This is a genomic window from Kitasatospora sp. NPDC094015 (assembly GCF_040304075.1).
Lineage (GTDB): Bacteria > Actinomycetota > Actinomycetes > Streptomycetales > Streptomycetaceae > Kitasatospora.
This window is the reverse complement of sequence record NZ_JBEOUL010000007.1, coordinates 279,498-302,744: the sequence shown is the minus strand read 5'-3', so window position 1 is coordinate 302,744 and position 23,247 is coordinate 279,498. Positions and strand designations below refer to the sequence as shown.

Here is a 23,247-nt window from a genome sequence, read left to right as displayed (position 1 = left end):
CCGGACCCGGGCGATCAGCCCCGCTGCCGGACCCGGGCGATCAGCCCCGCTGCCGGACCCGGGCGATCAGCCCCGCTGCCGGACCCGGGCGATCAGCCCCGCTGCCGGACCCGGGCGATCAGCTCCTCCCAGGAGCCCGCCGGCACCTCGCCCTGCGGGGTCAGCCGGTCGACCGCCTCGGGGAGCGCGACGGCGAGCCGGTCCGCCGCCTGCTCCGGGGTGAGGCCGGCCTGGCGCGCGACCAGATCGAGCTCCTGGTACGGCAGCGCCTGCGCCACCTCCGCGCCGGTCACCGCCTCGTTCGCGCCGGTGCCCACCCAGGACCGGGCCTTCGCGCCGAGGCCTCCCTCCTGGAGCTGCTCCAGCAGCCCCCCGAGCGAGTCGCCGCCACCGCTGCCGAGCGCGCCGAGCAGCCCGGCCAGCAGCTCACCCGATCCCGCACCGCCGGCGGCACCGCCGCCTGCGCCACCGCCGAGCAGCCCGCCGAACAGGCGTCCGAGGTCGTTTCCCGCCATGGCTCCCACCTCCCAGGTAGCCGGCCGGGGGCGCCGCGGTGCGGCCGCCACCGGACCGATGTACCGCCCACGGTAGCCACCGCGGCCGGTCGGCGCCCGGGTCATCGGCCCGTGTCGCCCGCCCGTGCCCCGGCCGCCCCGCCCCGGCCGCCCGCCCTGACCGGTCGTCCGGCCGGCCGGCCCGGACCGTGGTCGGATGGAGGCCGGTCCAGGTGCTGCCATGCGCCGTGGGTGCGCCCTGCCTCCCGCGCGCGGCCGGGTGGCTGACTGGGCATCTGCCACGATCACGGGCACCGGCCGGGCGAGCACCCGGCCCGCCGGGCCCGGCTCACCGACTGGGGGTACGGCGTTGCGGGAGATCCCTGCCAGAGCGGGCCAGGCGGCCTCCGCCGTCGAGGTGCCACCGGGGCGCAGCGTGCTGTCGGTGCACGTCGGGGGCCTGGAGGGCCCGCCGGCCCGCACCTTGAACGCCGACACCCCGCACCTGGCCGCGAGCACCATGAAGGTCGCCGTGCTGGCCGCGCTGTACCGCAGCGGTCTGGACCTCGACCGGCCGGTACCGGTGCACAACTCCTTCGTCTCGGCGACCTACGGCCCCCGGTTCGCCGTCACCCGGGCGGAGGACAGCGATCCCGGGCCCTGGCAGGCGCTGGGCGGCGAGCGGAGCTTGCGCTGGCTGGCCGGACGCATGATCGTCCACTCCTCCAACCTCGCCACCAACCTCTGCCTGGAGCAGGTCGGGCTGCCGGCGGTCGAGGAGGTCTGGCACCTGGCGCGGGCCCGGCACAGCGTCACCGGCCGGGGCATCGAGGACCTGCGGGCGCGGGCCGCGGGGGTGGTCAACCTGGTGACGGCCGCCGACCTGGCCCGGCTGCTGCGCCGGCTGCCGCAGGAGTTGCTCGACCTGCTGGCGGCCAACGCGCACCGGGTGGACCTGGCCGCCGGCCTGCCGCCCGGTACCCGGATCGCGTTCAAGAACGGCTGGCTGCCGGGCGTGCGGCACAGCGCGGGCATCGTGTACCCGGCGGACGCGCCGCCGTACGCGCTGGTGGTCTGCTACTCGGGGCCGCTGGCGAACGGGCGGGACACCGGCGACCCCGCCGCCCGGCTGCTGGCCCGGATCTCGGCCGGCTACTGGGAGCAGCGCCACCTGCTGGGCGCGGCCACCGACCTCTCGCGGCGCTGAACCCACCGGACGCCGACGGGGAGAGCTGGGGGACCGTCAGCCGACGTGCACCCGGGGGCGCCGGCCGCGGTCCGGCTCGGCCTCCCGCAGCACCTCCCGGGTGACCGGCGCGACCTCGCCCTGGCCGAACAGGAAGAAGCGCAGGAACTGCGCGAACGGATTGCCCTCGGTCCACTCGAAGTAGATGTGCGGCTGCTGCCCGGTGGCGTCCCGGACGTGCAGCAGCAGCGCCGCGAGCGCGTTCGGGATGCTGGAGTGCTCCAGCGTCAGCACCCGGTAGCGGTCGTGCAGCACCTCGCCGCGGACCTTCAGTTCCGCCTCGAAGTCGGACGGGTCCCGGACGGTGACCTCCACGAAGACCAGGTCGTCCTCGATCGGGATGTCGTTGTCGGTCCTGATCTGCTGGAGCTTCTCCCGGTACTCGGTGAGGTCGCGGCTGTCCGGCTGGTTGGCGATCAGCCGGATCGTCCGGTTCGAGCAGTCGCGGACGAAGCGCTGGGCGACGTCGTCCAGGACCACGTCGGTGACCCGGAGTTCGAAGGCGCGGGCGAGCCGGGAGGCCAGCGAGATCAGCACGATGGCGGCGATGAAGCAGGCACCGATCTTCACACCGTCGGGCCGCTCGGCGATGTTGTCGCCGGTGGTGTAGACGAAGACCGCCGCGATGATCGCGAACCCCACCGTCCAGCCGCGCTGGCCGGCCTGGTGGGCGGCGATGGTCACCGCGATGGCGGCCGAGGTGATCAGCACCAGGACGCCGGTGGCGTAGGCGCCGCCCTGCTCGTCCACGCTGGCGTCGAAGATCCAGGTGATCAGGAAGGCGATCGCGGTGAGCACCAGCACCATCGGGCGCACGGCCCGGGCCCAGTGCGGCGCCATGCCGTACCGGGGCAGGTAGCGGGGCAGCAGGTTGAGCAGGCCGGCCATCGCGGAGGCCCCGGCGAACCAGAGGATGGCGATGGTGGAGGCGTCGTAGACGCTGCCGAAGGCGCCGCCCAGGTACTCGTGGGCCAGGTAGGCCAGCGCGCGGCCGTTGGCCGCGCCGCCCGGCTCGAAGGCGGCGGGCGGGATCAGCAGGGTGGTGATGAAGCTGGTGGTGATCAGGAACACGCTCATGATCACGGCGGCCGTGGTGAGCAGCTTGCGGGCGCCGCGGATACGGCCGGTGGGCCGCTCCTCGGTGTCACCCTCGTCGCCCTCGATGTGCGGCATGACCGCGACGCCGGTCTCGAAGCCGGAGAGGCCGAGGGCGAGCTTCGGGAAGACCAGCAGCGCGACCCCGATCATCGCCAGCACGTTGCCGTGCTCGGCGGTCAGCGCGTCGGTCCAGTCGGTGACCAGCTCCGGATCGGCCAGCACGTGCTCCAGGCCGACCACCACGACCACCACGTTCAGCGCGAGGTAGATCGCCACCAGGACGACCGCGACACCGATCGCCTCGCTGAAGCCCTTGAGGAAGACCGCGCCGAGCAGCGCCACCAGCACCATCGTGATCAGCACCTGACGGCCGTGCAGCGCGCCGGTCAGGTGCGGGTTCTCCACCAGGTGGGCGGTGGCGTCGGCCGCGGAGAGGGTGATGGTGATCACGAAGTCGGTGGCGGCGAAGCCGAGCAGGGCGAGCACGAACAGCTTGCCCTGCCAGAACGACAGCAGCCGCTCCAGCATCGCGATCGAGCCCTGGCCGTGCGGGCTCTCCTGGGCCACCCGCCGGTAGACCGGCAGGGCGCCGCAGAGGGTGACCAGCACCAGCACGATGGTGGCCATCGGGGAGAGCAGTCCGGCCGCCAGGGCCGCGATGCCCGGCTGGTAGCCGAGGGTGGAGAAGTAGTCCAGGCCGGTCAGGCACATCACCCGCCACCAGCGCTGCCGGTGTTCGGTGGGGGTCTCGGCGTGCGGGCCGGGGTGCTGCTTGACCCGGTCCGCGGTGCCCTCCAGCAGCCAGGCCCGCAGCCGCTGCCGCGCGGACGCGCCGTTCCCGGCGCCCGAAGCCGAGCTCACCATCGTGCACCCCTGTCGAGAGCCGCCCATCACCGGGCCGCGTCGAGGGCCGCCCACCGCCGGGCCGCCGGACCGGCGGCCCGCCCAGGCTAGGCGAGCCGTCCCGCCCGGCCCGGGAGCACGCCGGTTCGCACCCCCGTTCTCACCCCGTTAGCGGCACGCCCGCACGCCGTGGCTCCATCCCCATCGATGCGATGGTCATACCGGTGGGATCGTCGAACTGCCGTGCCACGCAGGTGTTTTGGCGTCATCGGCGACCGAAAGATTCGTGTACTCTCCTTGCTGCCCGTCGCGAACCACCGCGAGCCGCCGGCCAGCGGCCGCGCGCCGTCGCGCGCCCACCCCGGCCGACCAGGGAGACCGATGGATGCGGAGTCGAGCCTTCTCTCGGTGCTCACCCCCGAAGGCCGCAGCGACCCCTACCCCGCCCTGGCCGCGCTGCGCCTGGCCGCCCCGGTGCACCGCAGCGCGGCGCTCGGCTCACACGTCCTGACCCGGTTCGCCGACTGCCAGGAGGTGCTCACCGGCCCCGCCTTCCTGGTCCCCGACCGCGCCTGGTGCGCCCGGGAGGTCCCCGACCAGCGGGGCCGTCCGGGCGCCGACTTCTTCTACTCCTCGCTGCTGGGCACCAACGGCGCCGAGCACGCCCGCCACCGCCGTCTGATCGTCGGCGCGTTCGGCGCCCGGCAGGTCGCCGCGCTGCAGGCGACCACCGAGAAGATCACCGACGAGCTGCTGGACGGATTCGCCGACGCGACCGCCTCCGGCGGCACGGCGGACTTCCAGGAGCTGGTCGGCCGGCCCCTGCCGGTCGCCCTGGTCGGCGCCCTGATCGGCGTCCCCGGGGCCGAGCAGGGCCGGCTGGAGCAGCTCGGCCGGGGCGCCGGCCGGCTGTTGGAGCCGCTGCGCTCACCGGAGGACTGGGCCCGCGCCGACCGGGCCGTCACCGAACTGCGCGCGTACTTCACCGGCCTGCTGGCCGAGCGCCGCGCCGCCCCGGCCGACGACCTCGCCTCCGCCCTGCTCGACCAGTGCCGGGCGGTCGATCCGCCGCCCACCGACCTCGAACTGGCCGACCTGCTGCTGCTGGTGTTCGTGGCCGGCTTCGAGACCACGACCGGCCTGCTCGGCACCGCCGTCCACGCCCTGCTCACCCATCCGGAGCAGCTCGCGCTGGTACGGCAGGACCGGGCCCTGGTGCCGGCCGCCGTCGAGGAGGCGCTGCGCTGGGACTCGCCGGTGCTGATGACCGAGCGGTTGGCCGCCCGGCCGGTGACGGTCGCCGGGGTGCCGATCCCGGCGGGCGGCTCGGTGACCGCCGTCCTCGCCGCCGCCAACCGCGACCCGCAGCGGCATCCCGACCCGGACGCCTTCAGCGTCCGGCGGCCCGACCACCGGGCGCTCAGCTTCGGCCACGGCCCGCACCACTGCCCCGGCGCGGCGCTGGCCACGGCCGAAGGCACCACGCTGATCGCCCGGATGCTCGACCGGTTCCCGGCACTGACCCTGGCCGGCCCGCCGGTGCGGCGCGACGCGGTCGCCCTGCGGTCGTTCGACGTCCTCCCGTTGGCCACCACCGGCTGACGGACCACCACCACCCCCGTCCGGCCGGACCCGCACGGCCACCACCGCGGACCCCCGACCGCACCGCAGACCACCGCCGCCCGCACCGCCCGAAAGGGTCCCCCCGTGACCTTCCTCCACCTCGAACGCGCCACCCTCGAAACGTTCATGCCCGGACTGGACGAGCGGCTGGCCCGCCACCCGCTGGCAGCACTGGAGAGCGCGCCCAGCCCCGCGATCGCCGAGTTCCGGGCGGCCGGCGGGCCCGCCCTGCTGGTCCCCGCCCAGCACGCCGGAGCGGGGGCCACCCCGCTGGAGGCGGTCCGGGCGCAGCGCGCCGTCGGGGCGCGCTGCCCGTCCCTGGCGGTGGCCACCACGATGCACCACTTCTCGGTCGCCGGCCTCGCCGAGGCCGCCAAGTACGGGAGCGGGCTCGAAGGCGTGCTGCTGGAGTCGGTGGCGAAGGAGCGCCTGCTGCTGGCCTCCGCCTTCGCCGAGGGCAACACCGGCCAGAACATCCTGCGCCCGCACATCACCGCGCAGCGCCGCGGCGACCGGATCGTGCTGAACGGCCGCAAGATGCCCTGCAGCCTGGCGCGGTCGATGGACCTGCTGACCGCCTCGGTCGCGCTGGCGGACGAGGACGGGGTCGAGCGGCTGGCCGTCGCGCTCGTCCCGGCCGACGCCCCGGGCGTCGAGGTGCGGCCGTTCTGGCGGACGCCGGTGCTGGCCGGGGCCGAGAGCGAGCAGGTGGTGCTCACCGAGGTCGAGCTGGATCCGCAGATGGTGGTGGTCACCGACGTCACCGCCGAGGCCGTGCCGGACGCGCTCAACATCGCCGGGTTCCTCTGGTTCGAGCTGCTCCTGACCGCCGGATACCTGGGCGTGGCCAGCGCCCTGGTGGAGCGGGTCCTGGAGCGGCCCGGCGCCGCCGAGGAGGACCCGACGCCGTACACGGTGCCGGTGGAGGCCGCGATGCTGGCGGTGGAGGCCGTCGCCCGGGCGATGGCGGACGAGGCGTGGACCGACGGGCTGCTGGTCCGGGCGCTGTACGCGCGGTACGCGGCGCAGGAGGCGATCGCCCGGACCTCGGCGGCCTGCCTGGCGGCGCTGGGCGGCATGGCGTTCATCGGATCGCCGGAGGGCGCGTACCTGGCCGCGGCCGCCGGGGCGCTGAACTTCCACCCGCCGTCCCGCAGCCGGATGGCCCGGCCGCTGCGCGACCACCTGGACGGGCGGCCGCTGCGGATCGGCTGACGCCCCCGCCCCCGCCCCCGTGTGTGTACCGCCCCCGCCTACCGTCGAGACCGTGAGCAGGTGACCGCAGTGCGGCGATCCCCCACCGCACCCCCCGACCCGGCCGGGCCCCGCCCCGGCTACCGGGTCGAGGTGCTGCCCAGCGTCGAGGCGGTGCCGGCCGGGTTCTGGGAGCGGCTGGCCCCCGGCGACGACCCGATGTGGTCGCGGCCGCTGTTCGTCGCCATGGAGCGCTCCAGGATCGGCCCCGACCGGTACGCCTATCTGGCGGTCCGCCGGGGCGCGGACCTGGTGGCGGTGCTACCGCTGGCGCTGTTCCCGGCGCTGCGGCTGGACGACGTGGTCGGCCCGCGCGAGCGGCGGCTGCTCACGCCGGTGCGCCGGCTGTGCCCGCGACTGCTGCGGGTGCCGATGCTGTTCTGCGGCAACCTGCTCGGGCAGGGGCACGTCCTGGCGGACGGCCGGCTGCCGGACGGCGTCTGGCGGCTGCTGGTGGCGGGCGCCCTCGACCTGGCGCGGCGCGAGCGGCTGGGCACGGTGGTGTTCAAGGACTTCACCGTGGCCGCCCCGGCACCGCTGCGCACCGCGCTGGCCGAGGCCGGATTCTTCTTCCTGCCGAGCCTGCCGGACACCGAACTGCGGCTCGACGCGGGCTCGTTCGAGGACTACCTGGCCGCGCTCCCGGCCAAGCCGCGGCGCAACGCCCGGAGCAAGATCCGCAAGTTCGAGGCCCACCCCGGGCTGCGGATCGAGGTGCTCGACGAGTTCGCCGACCTGCTGCCGCAGGTGCTGGCGCTGTACCGGCAGGTGATGGAGCGGGCGGACCAGACCCTGGAGGTGCTCGACGCCGGGTTCCTGGCCGCCGTGCACGAGCAACCCGGGCTGCGCCGCCGCCTGGTGGCCTGCTTCGAGGACGAGCGGCTGGTGGCCTTCCTGCTCTGCCTGTTCGCCGGCACCGGGGCGACCGGCGCCCGGATCGGCCTGGACTACCGCCTCGCCCACGACGCCCGGCTCTACCACAACGTGCACTACGCGGCGATCCGGACGGCCATCGCCGCCGGCTGCGGCCACATCCGGTTCGCCCAGACCGCCTACCGGCCGAAGGTCGAACTCGGCTGCGAGCTGGTCGAGCAGTGGTACGCGATGACCCACACCCGCCGGCCCGCCCGCGCCGTGCTGCGCCGGCTGCTCCCGCCGACCCTGGCCGCCGCGCGCGCCGCCGCGCTCGGCCCCCATCTCCCGCCCCCGGGCGCCGTCCCGGGCGCCCCCGAAGCAGAAGGGCTCCCCCGTGCCACGAGTTGACGTGGAACTGCGCATCGCCGCCCCGCCCGCCGCCGCCTGGGCGGCCGTGGTGGACGTCGAGAGCTACCCGCACTGCATGGAGAACGTCGACTCGGTCCAGGTCACCGAGCGGACGGACGAGCTGCAGCGCACCACCGAGTGGGCCGTCCGGCTGCGCGGCTCGGTCCTGCGGTGGACCGAGGCCGACCGGCTCGACCCGGTCGCCCGGCGCTTCGACTTCCACCAACTGACCGGCGACCTGGGCGAGTTCGTCGGCCACTGGGCGGTCGCGGCGGCGCCCGGCGGCGGCAGCACGGTCGCCCTGCACGTCGACTTCGACATCGGCATCCCGCTGCTGGCCGACATGCTCAACCCGGTGGCCGCGCAGGCCCTCGCGGAGAACGCCGCCCAGATGCTCGCCGCCCTGGAACGGCGGCTGCTGGACGCCGCCGGCCCGCAGGAGCAGCCGCCGGTCCTCCAGGAGGCCACGCCGTGACCGCCACGCCGACGGCGACCGGCGCGGACCCGGCCGGCGACGCCCCCGAGGTGTTCGACCGGTTGCGCCGCCACCTGTCGCCCAAGCTCGCCCTGACCGGGAGCTTCGCCGGGCGCGGCGCCGTCGAGACCGCCGCGGACGGCTGCCGGGTCACGCTCTCGGACGGCCGGACCGCGCTCGACTTCGGCTCCTACGCCGTCACCCTGCTCGGCCACCGCCACCCGGCCGTGGCGGCGGCCGTCCGCCGGCAGCTGGAGACCATGCCCACCTCCACCCGGAGCCTGGCCAACCCGGTCGCCGCCCGGGCGGCGGCCTGCCTCGCCGAGTACCTGGGCGGCACGCTGCCCAAGGTGTACTTCGGCCTGAACGGCGCCGACGTGGTCGAGGTCGCGGTCAAGCTGGCCCGGCTCGCCACCGGCCGCGACCGGGTGGTGGCCGTGGTCGGCGGCTTCCACGGCAAGTCGGTCGGCGCGCTCGCGCTCACCCACCACCCGCTCTACCGGGCCGGCCTGCGCGGCTGCACGGTCGACGTGGTGCACGTGGACCCGGCCGACCCGGAGGCCGTCGCCCGCGCGGTCCGCGCGGCCCCGGTGGCCGCCCTCGTCCTGGAACCGGTCCAGGGCGAGAACGGCGCCGTCCCGCTGCCGCCCGAGGTGGTGCGGCGCTGGTGCGCGGACGCCGCCGGCGCCGGGGCGTTCGTGATCGCGGACGAGATCCAGTGCGGGCTGCGCCGCTGCGGCGAGCGCTCGGTCGCCCTCGCCGCCGGCCTGCCGGTGGACGCCGTGCTGCTCGGCAAGCCACTGGGCGGCGGGGTGGTCCCGCTGTCCGCCCTGGTCTGCTCCGAGCAGCTGTACGCCCCGCTGGCGGCCGACCCGTTCCTGCACTCGGCGACCTTCGGCGGGCACCCGCTGAGCTGCGCGGCGCTGCCCGCCGCGCTCGCCGCGATCGAGGAACTCGCCCCGCACGGGCACCGGTTGGCGCTGCTGCTGGACACCGCGCTGGCCCGGCTGCACGCGGACCACCGCCACCTGGTCCGGGCCGTACGCGGCGCGGGACTGCTGCGCGGGATCGACCTGGTGAGCCCGCGGGCCGCCGGCGCGGTGCTGGCCGAACTGGCCGGCGCCGGCCTGCTGGTCTCCCCGTGCCTGAGCCGGCCCACCACCATCCGGCTGCTGCCCCCGCTGATCAGCACCGAAGCCGACCTCGCGGAGGCGGCCCGGATCCTCGACGCCGCGCTCACCACGGCGGGCACCACGTACGGCTGACGCCCGCCGGCCCGTACCCGACCGGTACCGCAGCACCGCGGCCCCGCGGCCCCGCGGCACCGGCAGCACCGCCGCCCATCGAGCCGGACCTGATCCCGGCACGGAAGGAACCACCGACATGCCCACCCGCGAGGAACTCGCCCTGCTGGTCAGGACGACCATCTCGGACGTGCTCGGCACCGGGACCGAGGAGGTCCGGGAGCAGACCAGCCTGAGCGCCGACCACGACATCGACAGCCTGGAGCTGATGGAGATCGGCGCCCGGCTGGAGCGCTCCCTGCAGGTGCGGATCGAGGTCGAGGACCTCACCGCCGCACAGACCGTCGGGCAGGCCATCGACCTGCTCGCGGCCCGTGCGGGCGAGCGGTCATGACCGGCCGTCACCGCTCCGGCGGGCACCGCGTGGCCGTCACCGGCATCGGCGTGAAGTCACCGGCCGGCACCGACCTCGAGGCCGCCTGGACCACCGTGCTCAAGGGCCGGCCCACCGCCGCGACCGTCGGCCGGCTGCCCGAGGCCGGCCTGCCGGTCCACTTCGCCTGCCTGGTACCGGAGTTCGACCTCGACGCCTACCTCACCCACCGCGAGTCGCGCCAGATCGACCGCAGCACCCGGCTGCTGCTGTGCGCCGCCGCCGACGCGGTCGAGGACGCCGCGCTGCCGCCCGGCACCGCACCCGACCGGGCCGGGGTCCAGATCGGCACCGGGATCGGCGGCCTGCCCAGCATGGAGGAGGTCACCCTGAGCCACGCCGACCGCCCCCGGGACATGCCGGTGCACACCGTGCCCCGGACGATGGCCAACTCCCCGGCCACCCGGCTGGCCATGCGGTACGGCTTCCGCGGGCCGTGCACCACGTACTCCAGCGCCTGCGCCAGCGGCACCACCGCCGTCGGCGAGGCCGCCCGCAAGATCCGGTACGGCGACCTCGACCTCGCCCTCGCCGGCGGCACCGACTCCGCGGTCACCACCGTCGTGATGGGCGCCTTCGCCCGGATGCGGGCGATGTCGGTCCGCAACGAGGACCCGGCCGCCGCCAGCCGCCCCTTCGACACCGACCGGGACGGCTTCGTGATGGCCGAGGGCGCGGCCGTCCTGGTGCTGGAGCGGTGGGACCTGGCCCGGGCCCGCGGCGCCCGGATCTACGGCGAGGTCGCCGGGTACGCCGAGAACTGCGACGCCGCCCACGTGGTCGCCCCGGTCGAGGACGGCTCGGTCGCCGGCCGCTGCATGCGGCAGGCCCTCGCGGACGCCGGGCTCTCCCCCGCCGACATCGGCCACATCAACGCGCACGGCACCTCCACCGTGCTGAACGACCGGGCCGAGGCCCGTGCGATCGACCGCTGCTTCCACGGCCAGTCGCCGCCGGTCACCGCGGTCAAGGGGGTCACCGGCCACCTGATCGGCGGCTCCGGGGCGCTGGAGGCGGCGCTCGCGCTGCTCTGCGCCGCCCGCGGCAGCGTCCCGGCGATCGCCAACCTGGCGACCAGCCCGGAGGCCGACCTGGTGGACCTGGTGATCGGTGCGCCGCGGGCGATCGCGCCGGCCCCGGTGCTCTCCAACTCCTTCGGCTTCGGCGGGCAGAACGCCTGCCTGGTCCTCACCCCGGAGGGCGCGGCCGACCGGCCGGCTCCCCCGGCCTCCCCACGGAGCTGACGCCCATGCGCATCCTCGTCACCGGCGCGACCGGAGTGGTCGGCACCGAGATCGTGCACCAGCTGGCCGCCGCCGGCCGCACCCCCACCCGGGTGGCCAGGCGGGCCGCCGACGACACCGTGGTCCGCTGGCCGATCGGCGCCGAACCCCCGCCGCCGCAGCTCGCGGGGCACTGGGACGTCATCGTGCACTCGGCCGCCTCCACCCGGTGGACGCTGAGCCGCGAGGAGGCGGCCGCCGCCAACGTCGAACCGCTGCGCGCGGTGCTGGCCCTGGCCGACCGCGACACGCACCTGGTCCACCTCTCGACGGCGTACGTCGGCGGGGTGCGCAACCCCGAGGACCTGCGGGGCGCCGAGTTCGAGGGGTACCGCAACGGCTACGAGTGGTCGAAGGCCAGGTGCGAGGAGGTGGCCCGCGCCGACCACCCGGGGCCGCTGACCGTGGTCCGCCCGCCGCTGATCGTCGGGCGGCGCGGCTCGGGCGCGATCGCCCGGTTCTCCGGGCCGTACACGATGCTCCAGGCGCTGGTCTCCGGGCTGGCCGCCGTGGTGGTCGGCGACCCGGGCGGCTACGCCGAGATCAGCCCCGTCGACGAGGTCGGCGCGGCGGTGGCCGACGCCGTGCTCGCCGAGCCGCCGGGCAGCCCGCACACCGAGGTGATCGCCGCCGGCCGCGCCGCCCTGACCCTGGACACGCTGCTGGACGTCATCTGCGGGACCCTGAACGAGGTCCGCCGGGCCGCCGGCGTGGAACCGATCGATCGGCCGCGGATCGTGTCCGGCGACAGCTGGAACCGCTTCTTCCTCCCGCTCGCGGACGAGTACCTCTCGCCGGTCCAGGGCCAGGCCGTGAAGCTGCTCGCCATGTTCCAGAGCTACACCAGCATGACCAGCCCGTTCGAACCCACCTGCACGGTCGCCGACCCCGCCGCGGTGATGGCCGCCGCCGTCCGCCACTGGGCCGCCGCCAAGCCGCGGCTCGCCCTCGCCACCCCGCAGCAGTGGGCACTGATCGGCGCCCCCGCCTGACCGCCCCGGCCCGCCCCCGGATCCGGCCTCGGCGTGCGGTTGACGCACCTACAGTTGCGAAGCCCCTCCGTCGACCGGGAACTCCGCCCCGGTCGAGAAGGTCGCATCGAACGCCAGGTACGCCACCGCGCCGGCCACCTCCTCGGGCGTCCCCAACCGCTGCATCGGGACGGTGCTCCGGTAGCCGTCCTTCATCGCCTCGACGACGTCGGCGGGCAGCGAGGAGCGGTCCAGGATGCCCGAGTCGATCGGGCCGGGGCTCACGGCGTTGACGCGCACCCCGCGCGGGAGCAGCTCGCGGGCCAGCGTGCGCGTCATCGACCGCAGGGCCGCCTTGCTCGCCGAGTAGACACTGAGCGCGTCCAGGCCCAGGACGTTCACCACCGACGTGGTGAGGACCACGCCGCCGCCCTCGCGCAGCAGCGGTGCCAGCGCCTGGACCGTGAAGTACGGGCCCTTGGCGTTGATGCCGAACACCTCGTCGTACGTCTCCTCCGTCATCGAGTCGAACGGCGCGGACGCAGTGACGCCGGCGTTCACGAACAGCGCGTCCACCACGCCGAACCGCTCCCGGACCGTGCCGGCCAGCGCCTTGATGTCCTCCAGGGACGCGGCGTCGCTGCGGACGGCGACCGCGTCCGGCCCCAACTGCTCCAACGCGGCGTCCAGGGCGGACCTGGTGCGGCCGGTGATCAGTACGTGCGCCCCACCGTCCGCGAACAACCGGGCCGCGGCCAGGCCGATACCGCTGCTTCCGCCCGTGATCACGATCTTCTTGCCGTCATAAGTGGTCATGCCGTCCAGTCAAATGTCCACCCGTGCGCCGCGTCCAAGACCTGTTCCGCATGCCGCCATGCCCCGGGCGTATGGCGGCGCGCACCGTACCCTGGGCGGATGGACGTCGATCTGCGGCTGGTGCGCTACTTCACGGTCGTGGCGGAGCACGGCAACTTCGGCCGGGCCGCCACCCGACTGCACCTGGCGCAGCCGTCGCTGAGCCGCCAGATCCAGCGACTCGAAGCCCAGCTCGGGGTCCGGCTCTTCGACCGCTCGCCGCAGGGCACCAGCCTCACCGACGCCGGCCAGGCCTTCCTCCCCCGGGCCCGGATCCTGCTCCACGAGGCCGAGCAGGCCGCCCGCACGGCCAGAGCCGCCGTCCAGCCCCGCACCATCACCGTCGGCTACGCCGAAGGCCTGGTCATCACCGCCTGCGTGCAGGAACTGCGCCGCCGGCACCCCGACGGCCGGATCCGCACCCGGCACCTCGACTGGCGGGACACGCACGCCCTCGCCGAGGGCCGGGTCGACGCCCTCCTCGCCTACCGCCCGCTGCCCTTTCCCACGGACGGCCTCCGGGTGACCAAGCTCCATGAGGAGTCGCGGGTCCTCGTCATGTCGGCCGGTCATCAGCTGGCGAACGGGAAACCCGTCAGCCTGCGAGCCCTGTCGGACGAGGAACTGGTGGCCTGCGTCAGCACTCCGGTGCTCTGGAGCACACCCAAACCGGTCGGCGACCGCCCGGCACCACCCCCGCCCGCGACCGACGACAGCTACGAGGACAAGCTGGAAGCCATCGCCACCGGCCACTGCGTCGCGATCTTCCCCGCCGGCGACCGACGCGCCGCAGCGCGCGAGGACATCGCCATGGTGCCCGTCATCGACATCGCCCCCTGCGAGGTCGTGCTCGTCACGCGCGCCGACGACCCCGACCCCCTCCTCGGATCACTGGAGGACGTCGCACGCACACTGCTGCCCGGGTCGGTGCCGTCGCCGGTGGTGTAGACCTCGCCCGGCACACCTGCAGCAGCACACAACACCAGGTCAGCGGGCCCTTCCCCGCGGCTTCAGGGGCACCGGCGGCAGCGCCGGTGCGGCCAGCCGGGTGCCGTCGTAGCCGTGTACCTCGCCGAACTCCGCCCCTTCCATCCACGCCTCGCGGGCCTGGCGGATCTCCTCGTCGGTGCGGCCGATGAAGTTCCACCACATCACGATCTGCTCCTCGAACGGCTCGCCGCCGAGCAGCAGCAGCGAGCTGTCCGAGCGGGCCAGCAGCGGCAGTTCGCGGCGCCCGCAGCCGAGGTAGAGCATCGAGCCGGGCTCGACCCGGACGCCGTCCACGTCGACGCTGCCGGTCATCGCCAGCACCGCGTACTCGAAGCCCGGCTCCAGCGGCAGCCGGTGCTCGGCGCCGTCCCGGAGGGTCAGGTCGGCACCGACCAGCGGGGAGTAGGTGGTGCCGGGTGAGCGGGTGCCGTCGAGTTCGCCGAGGATGAGGCGGGCGTCGAGGCCGGCGGCGGTGACGTGGGGGAGGTCGGGGTGGTGTTCGAAGGTGGGGGCGGTGCGGCGGTGGGCGTCGGGGAGGGCGACCCAGAGTTGGGCGCCGTGCAGGTACCGGGCGTGCGGGCGGGGGGATTCCTCGGAGTGGGAGATGGCGCGGCCGGAGGTCATCAGGCCGAGTTCGCGGGGGCGGACGGTCTGCAGGCTGCCGAGGCTGTCGCGGTGCAGGACCTCGCCCTGGTGCAGCCAGCTGACGGTCTGCAGGCCGGTGTGCGGGTGCGGCGGCACCTGCATGCCGGGCTCGTCGGCGATGTCGTCCGGCCCGTAGTGGTCCACGAAGCACCAGGCGCCGACCATCCGCCGCCCCAGGTTCGGCAACAACCGCCGCACCACCGTCGACTCGCCCAGCGGCACCTGGCGGCCGGTCAGCAGGTCACGGACCGGCCCGGTCGCGGACGCGTTCCCGCACCGGGTGGGCGTCGGCCGGAGGTCGAGGTTGCTCATGGCCGCCACCGTACGTCGCCGGGCGACCCGTCGCCCGCAGCGCCGGGGCGTCAGCCGGCGTGTCCGAGGAAGGCCGTGGCCGCCGGGAGGACCCGCCGCCAGAAGCCGTCGGTGTGCGCTCCGCGCGGGAAGTGCGCCTCGGTGGCGCGGGGCGCCAGCTCCCGGGCCGCCGGGCAGAACGGGTCCTCGGTGCCGCACCAGAGCCCGAGCCGGGCGGCCGGCGCCGGGTCGGGGTGCAGCAGCGGCTCGTGCGCGCGCCAGTCCGCCTCGTCGCGGAAGCCGCCCACCGTCCGGGCGTCCGGCCAGCTGCGGAACAGCGCGGGGCTGAGCAGCGCGACCCCGCGCAGCGCGCCCGGCCGGGTCCGGGCGTAGCGCAGGGCGCCCGAACCGCCCATCGAGATGCCGAGCGCGGCGGTGGGCTCGGGCAGGCCCAACGACGCCAGCCGGGCCGGGAGTTCGTCGAGCAGCATGGCCATCGGGTCGTCGCCGGGGGTACGGGCGTGCCAGTAGGTGGCGTCCCCGCCGTCGACCGCGGCGAAGCGGAACGGCGGCACCCCCGCGGCCACCGCGGCGGCCAGGAACTGCGGGAGGCCGAGCGCGGCCGTGGCGCGGGCGCTGCCGCCGCGGCCGTGCAGCACCAGGCACAGGGGCAGCGCGGCGGTGGGCCCGACCCCGGGCGGGGACATGGTGATCAGTTCCACCGGCCGGCCCCGGGCGGCGGAGGTGAAGGTGGTGCTGCCGACCGGCCCGGGGGTCACGGCGGGCACGGTGCCGTCGGGGCCGGTCAGGCCGATCGCCCGGCGCAGCCGGGGGCCGCCCGGCAGCAGGTCCTCGGCCACCGCCGTGCCGGCCGCGGCGACCGCGACCGTACCGACCGCGGCGACCCCGAGCACCCGCAGCAGCCGGCGGCGCGCGAGCGGGCGCGCGGCGGGCTGCCCGGGCTCCCGCTGCCGGCCCGCGCCACCCTCGAAGTCCCCGTCCTGCACGACCCCTCCCCGTCCCGCCCGCACCGCCGCCGCGCGGCCCCGATCGAAGATCGTCGGGCCTCACGGTACGGGCCGGCGGGGGACGGTCGGCGCCCGGGGCCGCCGTTGTGACGGGGTCAGTGCTTGCAGGCCCAGGGGGCGTTCGCCGTCACCGCGTCCGCCTGCGCCCGCAGCGCGCGGACGGCCTCGGCCGGGTCGGCGGCCCCGTAGACGGCGGAGCCGGCCACGAAGACGTCCGCGCCCGCCTCGGCGCAGCGCTCGATGGTGGCGGCCGAGACGCCGCCGTCCACCTGGAGCCAGAGGTCCAGGCCGTGCTTGTCGATCAGCTGCCGGGTGCGTCGGATCTTGGGCAGCATGATGTCGAGGAAGGCCTGGCCGCCGAAGCCGGGCTCGACCGTCATGATCAGGACCATGTCGAGCTCGGGCAGCAGGTCCTCGTAGGGCTCGATCGGGGTGGCCGGCCGCAGGGCCATCGAGGCACGGGCGCCCTTGGCGCGGATCTCCCGGGCCAGCCGCACGGGGGCGGCGGCGGCCTCGACGTGGAAGGTCACCGAACCGGCGCCGGCCTCCACGTACTGCGGGGCCCAGCGGTCGGGCTGTTCGATCATCAGGTGGCAGTCGAGCGGGGTGCTGGTGGCCCGGGCCAGCGACTCCACGACCGGCACGCCCAGCGTCAGGTTGGGCACGAAGTGGTTGTCCATCACATCGACGTGCAGCCAGTCCGAGCCTCGGACGGCCTCGGCCTCCTCGGCCAACCGGGCGAAGTCGGCGGAGAGAATGCTGGGGTTGATCTGAGCCATTTGAGGGTACCTTCACAACTCGGTGCGGGCGGCTTGAGCTGCCATCAAGGTCCATCATCCCTCGCGTGATCGGCCGGCCGTGAGCGGCGACGCCTCCCCGTGACCCGCGTCACATCCGGGGCGCGTGTGCCGGGGTCGCGGTCGTCGCGGCCCCACTGCGAGAGAGGTGCCCGATGGCCGAGCTGGCCCACCCCGCCCGCGCTCTGTGGTGGCTGTTCGAACCGGTCCACGCCCTGACCTACTTCTCGCCCGAGGGCCGGGCGGCGTACGAGGCGGCGGGGCTGCGCGGCAGCTGGCGCGGCTACTTCGCGGGCCGCTCCGCGCCGCTCGGGGCGGTGGACGCGCCGCCGGTGGTGGCGGCGTTCTTCAGCTTCGCCCCCGGCATGGTCGAGCGGGCGCTGCCGGACGTCTGGGGCCGGGCCACCCCGCAGGCCGCGCTGGCGGCCCGGGTCTCGGGCGCCGAGGCCGCGCTGCAGCGGGTCCTGGAGACGGTCAAGCCGCACCTGATCGACCGCTCGGTGGAGCTGCTGGAGCGGGCGGTGGACGGCCTGGACTGTTGCGGGCGGGTGCTGGCCGCGGCCAACGCGGCGCTGCCCCGCCCCGAGGGGCGGCTCGCCCGGCTCTGGCACGCCACCACCGTGCTGCGCGAGCACCGCGGCGACGGGCACGTCGCCGCCCTGGTCGCCGAGGGCCTGGACGGCAGCGAGGCGCTGGTGGTGCGCTGCGCGCTGGACATCCGCCGGGAGGTGCTCCAGCCCTACCGCGGCTGGACCGACCAGGAGTGGGACGCGGCGACGGACCGGCTGACCGGGCGCGGCTGGCTGGCCGGGGACGGCTCGCTCAGCCCCGAGGGCCGCGCCCGCCACCAGGCGCTGGAGGCCGCCACCGATCTGGCCGCCGCGCGGGTCTGGGCCGGCTTCCGCCGGTCCGAGCTGGACGAGCTGGCCACCGCGCTGCGCCCGATCTCCACGGCCTGCCGGGCCGAGCTGCCGCTGCTCAACCCGATCGGTCTTCCGGTCAGCAGCTGATCGCCCGCCCCGGGGCACCGGGAGACCCGTCAGTGCCCCGGGGTCGCCGTGCGCCGCCCGGTGCCGGCGCTCACCCGGCCGCGGCGGGGCGGCCCGAGCAGCACGCCGCGGCCGGCGTAGAACCGGGGCAGGTCCGCCCAGGGCACCCGGGCGTACTGCTGCGAGCCGTCCGGGAAGCCGGACGGGTTGTGGATCAGCAGCTCCTGCTCGGTCGCCCCGACCGCGAGCACCAGGTGCCCGCCCTGCCGGGGCGGGTCCGGCTCCAGCGTGCGGATGCTGGGGTGGACCGAGAGCATCAGCAGCCGGCCGTCCTCGATCTGCTCGGCCAGCTCCTCCACCGGCAGCGGGTCCCTGGCCTCGGCGTACAGCCCCCAGCGGGTGCGCACGTACTCCGCGAACGGGCGGTGGATCAGGCCCTCCAGCCGCCCGTCCGGGTGCCGGACGTACGCGCCGGCGGCCCGGCACTCCTCGGCGAGCGGGACGGCGGCGGGGGCCACCCCCCACCAGTGGTCCAGCGCCATCCGCAGGCAGGCCATCCCGCAGATCCGCCAGGACCAGTACGCGTACTCCTCCTCGCTCGCCGCGCCGGAGCGCTCCCAGAGCGGGTCGTCGGACGCCTGCACGGTGCCGGCCAGCAGGTCGGGCACCAGCTCGGGGGACTCCCACTGGGAGTAGTAGGGGACCTGGTTGATGATCGGGCTCACCCGGCCATCCTCGCGCGTCCCGGCGCCCGGTGCCCGCCCGGCCCTCCCGGGCGGGGCGGGCGGGGCCGGCGCCGGGAGGGGCACCGACCCCGCCGGGTCGATCGGCGGCTACCAGGCGTAGTCCTCCGGCGCGGTGCGGCGGCCGGGGAAGATCTCGTCCAGCCGGTCGAGGGTCTTCTGGTCCAGCGTCACGTCCAGCGCCCGCACGGCGGCGTGCAGCTGCTCCAGGGTGCGCGGGCCGACGATCGGCGCGGTGACGGCCGGGCGGGTGAGCAGCCAGGCCAGCGCCACGTCGCCGGGCTCCTGCCCGAGCTCGGCCGCCAGGTCCTCGTACGCCTGGAGCTGGCCGCGCTTGGCCTCCAGCGTCTCGGCGGAACGGCCGCTGACCCGGCGGACACCCTCCGACTCCTTGCGCAGCACGCCGCCGAGCAGGCCGCCGTGCAGCGGGGACCACGGGATCAGGCCGAGCCCGTAGTGCTGGGCGGCCGGGACGACCTCCAGCTCGACGTTGCGCTCCAGCAGGTTGTAGATCGACTGCTCGCTGGTCAGGCCGAGGAAGTTGCGCGCCCTGGCGCTCTCCTGGGCCTGGGCGATGTGCCAGCCGGCGAAGTTGCTGGAGCCGACATAGATGATCTTGCCCTGGGCGACCAGTACCTCCATCGCCTGCCAGATCTCGTCCCACGGGGTCGCCCGGTCGACGTGGTGCATCTGGTAGAGGTCGATGTGGTCGGTCTGCAGCCGCCGCAGGCTGGCGTCGACGGCGCGGCGGATGTTGAGCGCGGAGAGCTTGCCCTCGTTCGGCCACTCCCCCATGTCGCCGTAGAGCTTGGTGGCGATGACGGTCTTCTCCCGGCGGCCGCCGCCCTTGGCGAACCAGCTGCCGATGATCTCCTCGGTGCGGCCCTTGTTCTCGCCCCAGCCGTAGACGTTGGCGGTGTCGAAGAAGTTGATGCCCTGTTCGTGGGCGGTGTCCATGATCACGTGCGCGTCGGCCTCTTCGGTGTGCGGGCCGAAGTTCATGGTGCCGAGGCACAGGCGGGACACGGTCAGGCCGGTACGGCCGAGGTGGGTGAACTCCATGACCGCCAGCCTCTGCCGCACCGGCCGGTTTGTCCAGCATTTCGTTCCGCCGCTGCATCAACTCCCGTCACGGCACGAACGAACCGGCGCGAACCGGACGGGGCAGGGCCACCAGGGCGGGGCAGAGCCACCAGGGCGGGGCAGCGGGCGGGCGGCAGGCGGGCTCAGACCGTCCCGGCCAGCGCCCGCGGCAGCACCAGGGCGACGTACTCGGCCGGCTCGGTCACGTGCGGCACGTGGCCGGCGCCCCGGTAGAGGTGGCTCTCCGCCTGCGGGAGGGTCAGTGCGATCCGGTCGAGCACCGGCTCGAACAGCGGCGGGCTGTTGTCGCTGCGGGTGAGCAGCACCGGATCCCGGTAGCGGGCCAGCGCCGCCAGGTCGAGGTCGAACGCCTCCGGATCGCGCAGCTCGTCCAGGTAGCTCGGCGCGTTGCGGATGAAGGTGTGCCGCAGCGGGGCGGGCACCCGCGGCCAGGAGTCCGGCCCGAACGCGACCGTGTCGACGAACAGTTCGGCCGCCGCCGCGGACTCGCCGGCCTCCAGCAGTACCCGGACCGGCTCGTTTCGCTCGACGAACTGCCGAGACAGCGCGGCGAGTTCGGGATCGTCGCGGAGCAGGCCGAGGGCCGGCGGCTCGTGCACGGCGAGGCCGCGGACCAGGTCCGGCCGGGCGACGGCCAGCCGCAGGGCGATCAGCGCGCCGAAGGAGTTGCCGCACACGAAGGCCGGGGCGAGGCCGAGTTCCTCGATCAGGGCGGCCAGGTCGGCGACGTCCTGGTGCACCGAGCCCTGGCCCGGCGGGTCCTCGCTGCGGCTGTGCCCGCGCCGGTCGTACGCCACCACCCGGCACCGGCCGGCCAGGCCCGGCACCACCCGGGCCCAGCCGTCCGCGTCGCTCCAGGAGCCGTGCACCAGGATCACGCCCGGTCCCTCGCCGTGGGCCTCGTGGTACAGCGACACCCCGTTGACGTCGATCTCGGACATCCCGCGCCTCCAGACCCTCGGTGCCGCCAGCTCAGCACGCCCGTACGGCGGTCGCGAGCCCCGTCGGCCGTCCGGGCGTGCCGGGCCCCGACGCCGCGCCGGGCGTGCCGCGCGCGGGGCTCAGCCGGTGCGGCGCAGCAGCGCGAGGTACATCGCGTCGGTGCCGTGCAGGTGCGGCCAGAGCTGGACGTCCGGGCCGGCGCCGAGGCCCGGGAGGCCGGGCAGCAGCGGCCGGGCGTCGATCCACTCCACCCCGAGGTCCTCGCGCAGCACGTCCTCGACCACCGCGCGGGTCTCGGCCAGGTGCGGGGAGCAGGTGGCGTAGCCGACCACGCCGCCGGGCCGGGTGGCCCGGATCGCGGTGCGCAGCAGGTCCCGCTGGAGCGGGCCGAAGCCGGCGATGTCGTCCGGGCGGCGGCGCCAGCGGGCCTCGGGGCGGCGGCGCAGCGCGCCGAGGCCGGAGCACGGGACGTCGACCAGGGTCCGGTCGAAGGAGCCCGGCCGCCAGGCGGGCCGGGTGCCGTCGGCCGCGATCACGGTGTACGGGCCGGGGTTGCCGTCCAGCGCGCGGGCGACCAGGCGGGCCCGGTGCGGCTGCTTCTCCGAGGCGACCAGGGCGGCGCCGCGTTCGGCGGCCAGCGCGCCGAGCAGCGCGGCCTTGCCGCCGGGGCCGGCGCAGCCGTCCAGCCAGAGCCGGTCGGGGCCGTCCAGCGGGGCGGCGGCCAGCGCCAGCGCGACCAGCTGGCTGCCCTCGTCCTGGACGCCGGCCCGGTTCTCCCGGACGGCGTCGACCCCGGCCGGGTCGCCGCCCTCGGCGAGCCGCAGCGCGAACGGCGACCAGCGGCCGGGCTCGGCCTCCGGCAGGGCGGCGGCGAGCTCCTCGACGGTGGCGCGGCCGGGCCGGGCGATCAGGGTGACCTCGGGCCGCTCGTTGTCGGCGGCGAGCAGCTGCTCCATCGCGCTACGTCCGCTGGCCTCGGGCTGCCAGCGGCCGAGCGAGTCCCAGAGCGAGGAGACCACCCAGCGCGGGTGCGAGTGCACCACCGCGAGGTGGTCCTCCGCGTCCTGCTCGTACGGCGGGGCGACCTGCTGGAGCCAGGCGTCCAGGTCCTGGGCGCTGATCTTGCGCAGGACGGCGTTGACGAACTTGGCCCGGCCGTCGCCGAGCACCGCCCGGGCCAGCTCCACGGTGGCGGAGACGGCGGCGTGGGTGGGGATCCGGGTGCCGAGCAGCTGGTGGGCGCCGAGCGCCAGCACGTCCAGCACCGGCGGGTCGACCTCGCGCAGCGGGCGGTCGACGCAGGCGGCGATGATCGCGTCGTAGCTGCCCTGCATCCGCAGGGTGCCGTAGACCAGCTCGGTGGCGAGGGCGGCGTCGCGCCGGTCCATGCCCTTCTGCTCGGCCTCGCGCAGCAGCGAGGGCAGGATCAGGTTCGCGTAGGCGTCGCGCTCGTCGACGGCGCGCAGCGCGCGGAAGGCGACCGTGCGGGCCGGGTCCTTCTTGGGACGGCGGTGCGGGCGGGGGGCGCGCTTGGCGCTGGGGGTGGTCACTGGTGCCTCAAGGTGCTACGGAATCAGGTGAATTCGGATACGGGAACAACAGGTGGGAGCAGGCCGGGAGCGGGGGCGCGTGCCGGAACGAGGAGCGCGCGCCGGGCCCCGGACGCCGGTCAGAGGCCGAGCCGCTCGCCGGACTCGATCCGCACCCCACGGGCCCAGTCTGCCGCGCGCATCGGCTTCTTGCCCTGGGGCTGGACCTCGCCCAGCTCGATCTCGTGGCTGCCGGTGCCCGCGCGGACGCTGTTCTTGCCGACCGCCAGCTCGCCCGGGGCCAGCTCGGCGGCGTCGGTGACCAGCCGGACCGGGCCGGAGAGCTTCAGCCGCTCGCCCCGGAAGGTGGTCCAGGCGCCGGGTGCGGGGGCGCAGCCGCGGACCAGCCGGTCGATCCGCAGCGCGGGGTGGTTCCACTCGATCCGGGCGTCCTCGACGTTGATCTTCGGGGCCAGGGTGACCCCCTCGGCGGGCTGCGGGACGCCGTACAGCGAGCCGTCCGCCAGGCCGTCCATGGTGGCGGCCAGCAGCCGGGCGCCGGAGTGCGACAGCCGGGTCAGCAGCTCGCCGCTGGTGTCGCTCGGGCGGATCTCCTCGGTGATCACGCCGAACACCGGGCCGGAGTCCAGACCCTGCTCGATCAGGAAGGTGGAGGCGCCGGTCACCTCGTCGCCGGCCAGCACCGCGTGCTGCACGGGCGCGGCCCCGCGCCAGGCGGGCAGCAGGGAGAAGTGCAGGTTCACCCAGCCGAGCTCGGGGATCTCCAGCGCGCCCGGCCGGATCAGCGCCCCGTACGCGACCACCGGGCAGCAGTCCGGCGCCAGCTCGGCCAGCCGGGCCAGGAACTCGGGCTCGCTCGGCCTGGCCGGCTTGAGGATCTCGATCCCGGCCTGCTCGGCGCGCTGGGCGACCGGGCTGGCGACCAGCTTGCGGCCGCGGCCGGCCGGGGCGTCGGGGCGGGTGACCACCGCGACGACCTCGTGCCGGTCGGAGGCGAGCAGGGCGTCCAGGGCGGGAACGGCGACCTCGGGGGTGCCGGCGAAGACGAGGCGCATGGGTGCCTTTCAGCGGATCGACAGGGCGGAG

22 protein-coding genes are annotated in these 23,247 nt (G+C 75.6%); 11 read left to right on the top strand and 11 right to left on the bottom strand.

Annotated features, from left to right (window positions below; all coding sequences use genetic code 11):
* Positions 1-92: 92 nt before the first annotated feature.
* Positions 93-620 (bottom strand): YidB family protein, encoded by a 528-nt coding sequence (locus ABT014_RS12440; protein WP_502894952.1) that lies wholly within the window; start codon positions 618-620, stop codon positions 93-95.
* Positions 621-864: 244 nt separating this feature from the next.
* Here ABT014_RS12440 and ABT014_RS12435 point away from each other — a divergent pair, with 244 nt between their 5' ends.
* The gene (locus tag ABT014_RS12435; protein ID WP_350638645.1) at positions 865-1,701 is read left to right on the top strand and encodes a serine hydrolase; all 837 of its coding nucleotides are present in this window, start codon (positions 865-867) and stop codon (positions 1,699-1,701) included.
* A 36-nt stretch (positions 1,702-1,737) separates the two neighbouring features.
* Here the strand turns inward: ABT014_RS12435 and ABT014_RS12430 are convergent, their stop codons facing one another.
* Complete coding sequence (locus ABT014_RS12430) at positions 1,738-3,702, bottom strand: APC family permease (RefSeq protein ID WP_350638644.1); 1,965 nt, start codon at positions 3,700-3,702, stop codon at positions 1,738-1,740.
* Positions 3,703-4,089: 387 nt separating this feature from the next.
* Here ABT014_RS12430 and ABT014_RS12425 point away from each other — a divergent pair, with 387 nt between their 5' ends.
* The 8 genes from ABT014_RS12425 (at position 4,090) to ABT014_RS12390 (ending at position 12,248) form a co-directional block, all read left to right on the top strand.
* Positions 4,090-5,283: a cytochrome P450 gene (locus tag ABT014_RS12425; protein ID WP_350638643.1), complete on the top strand. Its 1,194-nt coding sequence runs from the start codon at positions 4,090-4,092 to the stop codon at positions 5,281-5,283.
* 105 nt (positions 5,284-5,388) lie between these two features.
* On the top strand, positions 5,389-6,519 hold the full coding sequence (locus tag ABT014_RS12420) for an acyl-CoA dehydrogenase family protein (protein WP_350638642.1): 1,131 nt from the start codon (positions 5,389-5,391) through the stop codon (positions 6,517-6,519).
* A gap of 69 nt (positions 6,520-6,588) precedes the next feature.
* Positions 6,589-7,821, top strand: coding sequence for a GNAT family N-acetyltransferase (locus ABT014_RS12415; RefSeq protein ID WP_350638641.1), 1,233 nt, complete (start codon positions 6,589-6,591; stop codon positions 7,819-7,821).
* Positions 7,808-8,296 (top strand): type II toxin-antitoxin system RatA family toxin, encoded by a 489-nt coding sequence (locus ABT014_RS12410; protein ID WP_350638640.1) that lies wholly within the window; start codon positions 7,808-7,810, stop codon positions 8,294-8,296. The genes ABT014_RS12415 and ABT014_RS12410 overlap by 14 nt, the downstream gene beginning before the upstream one ends.
* Positions 8,293-9,561: an aspartate aminotransferase family protein gene (locus tag ABT014_RS12405; RefSeq protein WP_350638639.1), complete on the top strand. Its 1,269-nt coding sequence runs from the start codon at positions 8,293-8,295 to the stop codon at positions 9,559-9,561. The genes ABT014_RS12410 and ABT014_RS12405 overlap by 4 nt, the downstream gene beginning before the upstream one ends.
* Positions 9,562-9,679: 118 nt before the next feature.
* On the top strand, positions 9,680-9,934 hold the full coding sequence (locus tag ABT014_RS12400; RefSeq protein ID WP_350638638.1) for an acyl carrier protein: 255 nt from the start codon (positions 9,680-9,682) through the stop codon (positions 9,932-9,934).
* The gene (locus ABT014_RS12395; RefSeq protein ID WP_350638637.1) at positions 9,931-11,217 is read left to right on the top strand and encodes a beta-ketoacyl-[acyl-carrier-protein] synthase family protein; all 1,287 of its coding nucleotides are present in this window, start codon (positions 9,931-9,933) and stop codon (positions 11,215-11,217) included. The genes ABT014_RS12400 and ABT014_RS12395 overlap by 4 nt, the downstream gene beginning before the upstream one ends.
* Before the next feature lie 5 nt (positions 11,218-11,222).
* Positions 11,223-12,248 (top strand): SDR family oxidoreductase, encoded by a 1,026-nt coding sequence (locus ABT014_RS12390; protein ID WP_350638636.1) that lies wholly within the window; start codon positions 11,223-11,225, stop codon positions 12,246-12,248.
* Between the two features lie 48 nt (positions 12,249-12,296).
* Here the strand turns inward: ABT014_RS12390 and ABT014_RS12385 are convergent, their stop codons facing one another.
* The gene (locus tag ABT014_RS12385) at positions 12,297-13,043 is read right to left on the bottom strand and encodes an SDR family oxidoreductase (protein ID WP_350638635.1); all 747 of its coding nucleotides are present in this window, start codon (positions 13,041-13,043) and stop codon (positions 12,297-12,299) included.
* A gap of 99 nt (positions 13,044-13,142) precedes the next feature.
* On the opposite strand from ABT014_RS12385, the gene ABT014_RS12380 reads away from it, so the two are divergent.
* Positions 13,143-14,030, top strand: coding sequence for a LysR family transcriptional regulator (locus ABT014_RS12380; protein WP_350638634.1), 888 nt, complete (start codon positions 13,143-13,145; stop codon positions 14,028-14,030).
* Positions 14,031-14,069: 39 nt separating this feature from the next.
* On the opposite strand, the gene ABT014_RS12375 is transcribed toward ABT014_RS12380, so the two are convergent.
* The 3 genes from ABT014_RS12375 to rpe form a co-directional block, all read right to left on the bottom strand.
* A complete protein-coding gene (locus ABT014_RS12375) occupies positions 14,070-15,029 on the bottom strand; it encodes a pirin family protein (RefSeq protein WP_350638633.1) in 960 nt (319 codons plus the stop codon).
* Between the two features lie 50 nt (positions 15,030-15,079).
* Positions 15,080-16,015, bottom strand: coding sequence for an alpha/beta hydrolase (locus ABT014_RS12370; RefSeq protein WP_350638632.1), 936 nt, complete (start codon positions 16,013-16,015; stop codon positions 15,080-15,082).
* A 116-nt stretch (positions 16,016-16,131) separates the two neighbouring features.
* Complete coding sequence (rpe, locus tag ABT014_RS12365; protein WP_350638631.1) at positions 16,132-16,815, bottom strand: ribulose-phosphate 3-epimerase; 684 nt, start codon at positions 16,813-16,815, stop codon at positions 16,132-16,134.
* A 173-nt stretch (positions 16,816-16,988) separates the two neighbouring features.
* Here rpe and ABT014_RS12360 point away from each other — a divergent pair, with 173 nt between their 5' ends.
* Positions 16,989-17,843, top strand: a complete 855-nt coding sequence (locus tag ABT014_RS12360) for an SCO6745 family protein (protein ID WP_350638630.1) — start codon at positions 16,989-16,991, stop codon at positions 17,841-17,843.
* 29 nt (positions 17,844-17,872) lie between these two features.
* Here the strand turns inward: ABT014_RS12360 and ABT014_RS12355 are convergent, their stop codons facing one another.
* From ABT014_RS12355 to fmt, 5 genes are all read right to left on the bottom strand, one after another.
* On the bottom strand, positions 17,873-18,547 hold the full coding sequence (locus ABT014_RS12355) for a C39 family peptidase (protein ID WP_350638629.1): 675 nt from the start codon (positions 18,545-18,547) through the stop codon (positions 17,873-17,875).
* A 108-nt stretch (positions 18,548-18,655) separates the two neighbouring features.
* Positions 18,656-19,627 carry an aldo/keto reductase gene (locus tag ABT014_RS12350; protein ID WP_350638628.1) on the bottom strand — a complete coding sequence of 324 codons (972 nt, stop codon included), beginning with the start codon at positions 19,625-19,627 and terminating at the stop codon, positions 18,656-18,658.
* A gap of 164 nt (positions 19,628-19,791) precedes the next feature.
* Positions 19,792-20,610: an alpha/beta fold hydrolase gene (locus ABT014_RS12345; RefSeq protein WP_350638627.1), complete on the bottom strand. Its 819-nt coding sequence runs from the start codon at positions 20,608-20,610 to the stop codon at positions 19,792-19,794.
* Positions 20,611-20,730: 120 nt separating this feature from the next.
* Positions 20,731-22,161 carry an RsmB/NOP family class I SAM-dependent RNA methyltransferase gene (locus tag ABT014_RS12340; RefSeq protein ID WP_350638626.1) on the bottom strand — a complete coding sequence of 477 codons (1,431 nt, stop codon included), beginning with the start codon at positions 22,159-22,161 and terminating at the stop codon, positions 20,731-20,733.
* Positions 22,162-22,280: 119 nt separating this feature from the next.
* Positions 22,281-23,216, bottom strand: coding sequence for a methionyl-tRNA formyltransferase (gene fmt, locus ABT014_RS12335; RefSeq protein WP_350638625.1), 936 nt, complete (start codon positions 23,214-23,216; stop codon positions 22,281-22,283).
* Positions 23,217-23,247 lie beyond the last annotated feature (31 nt).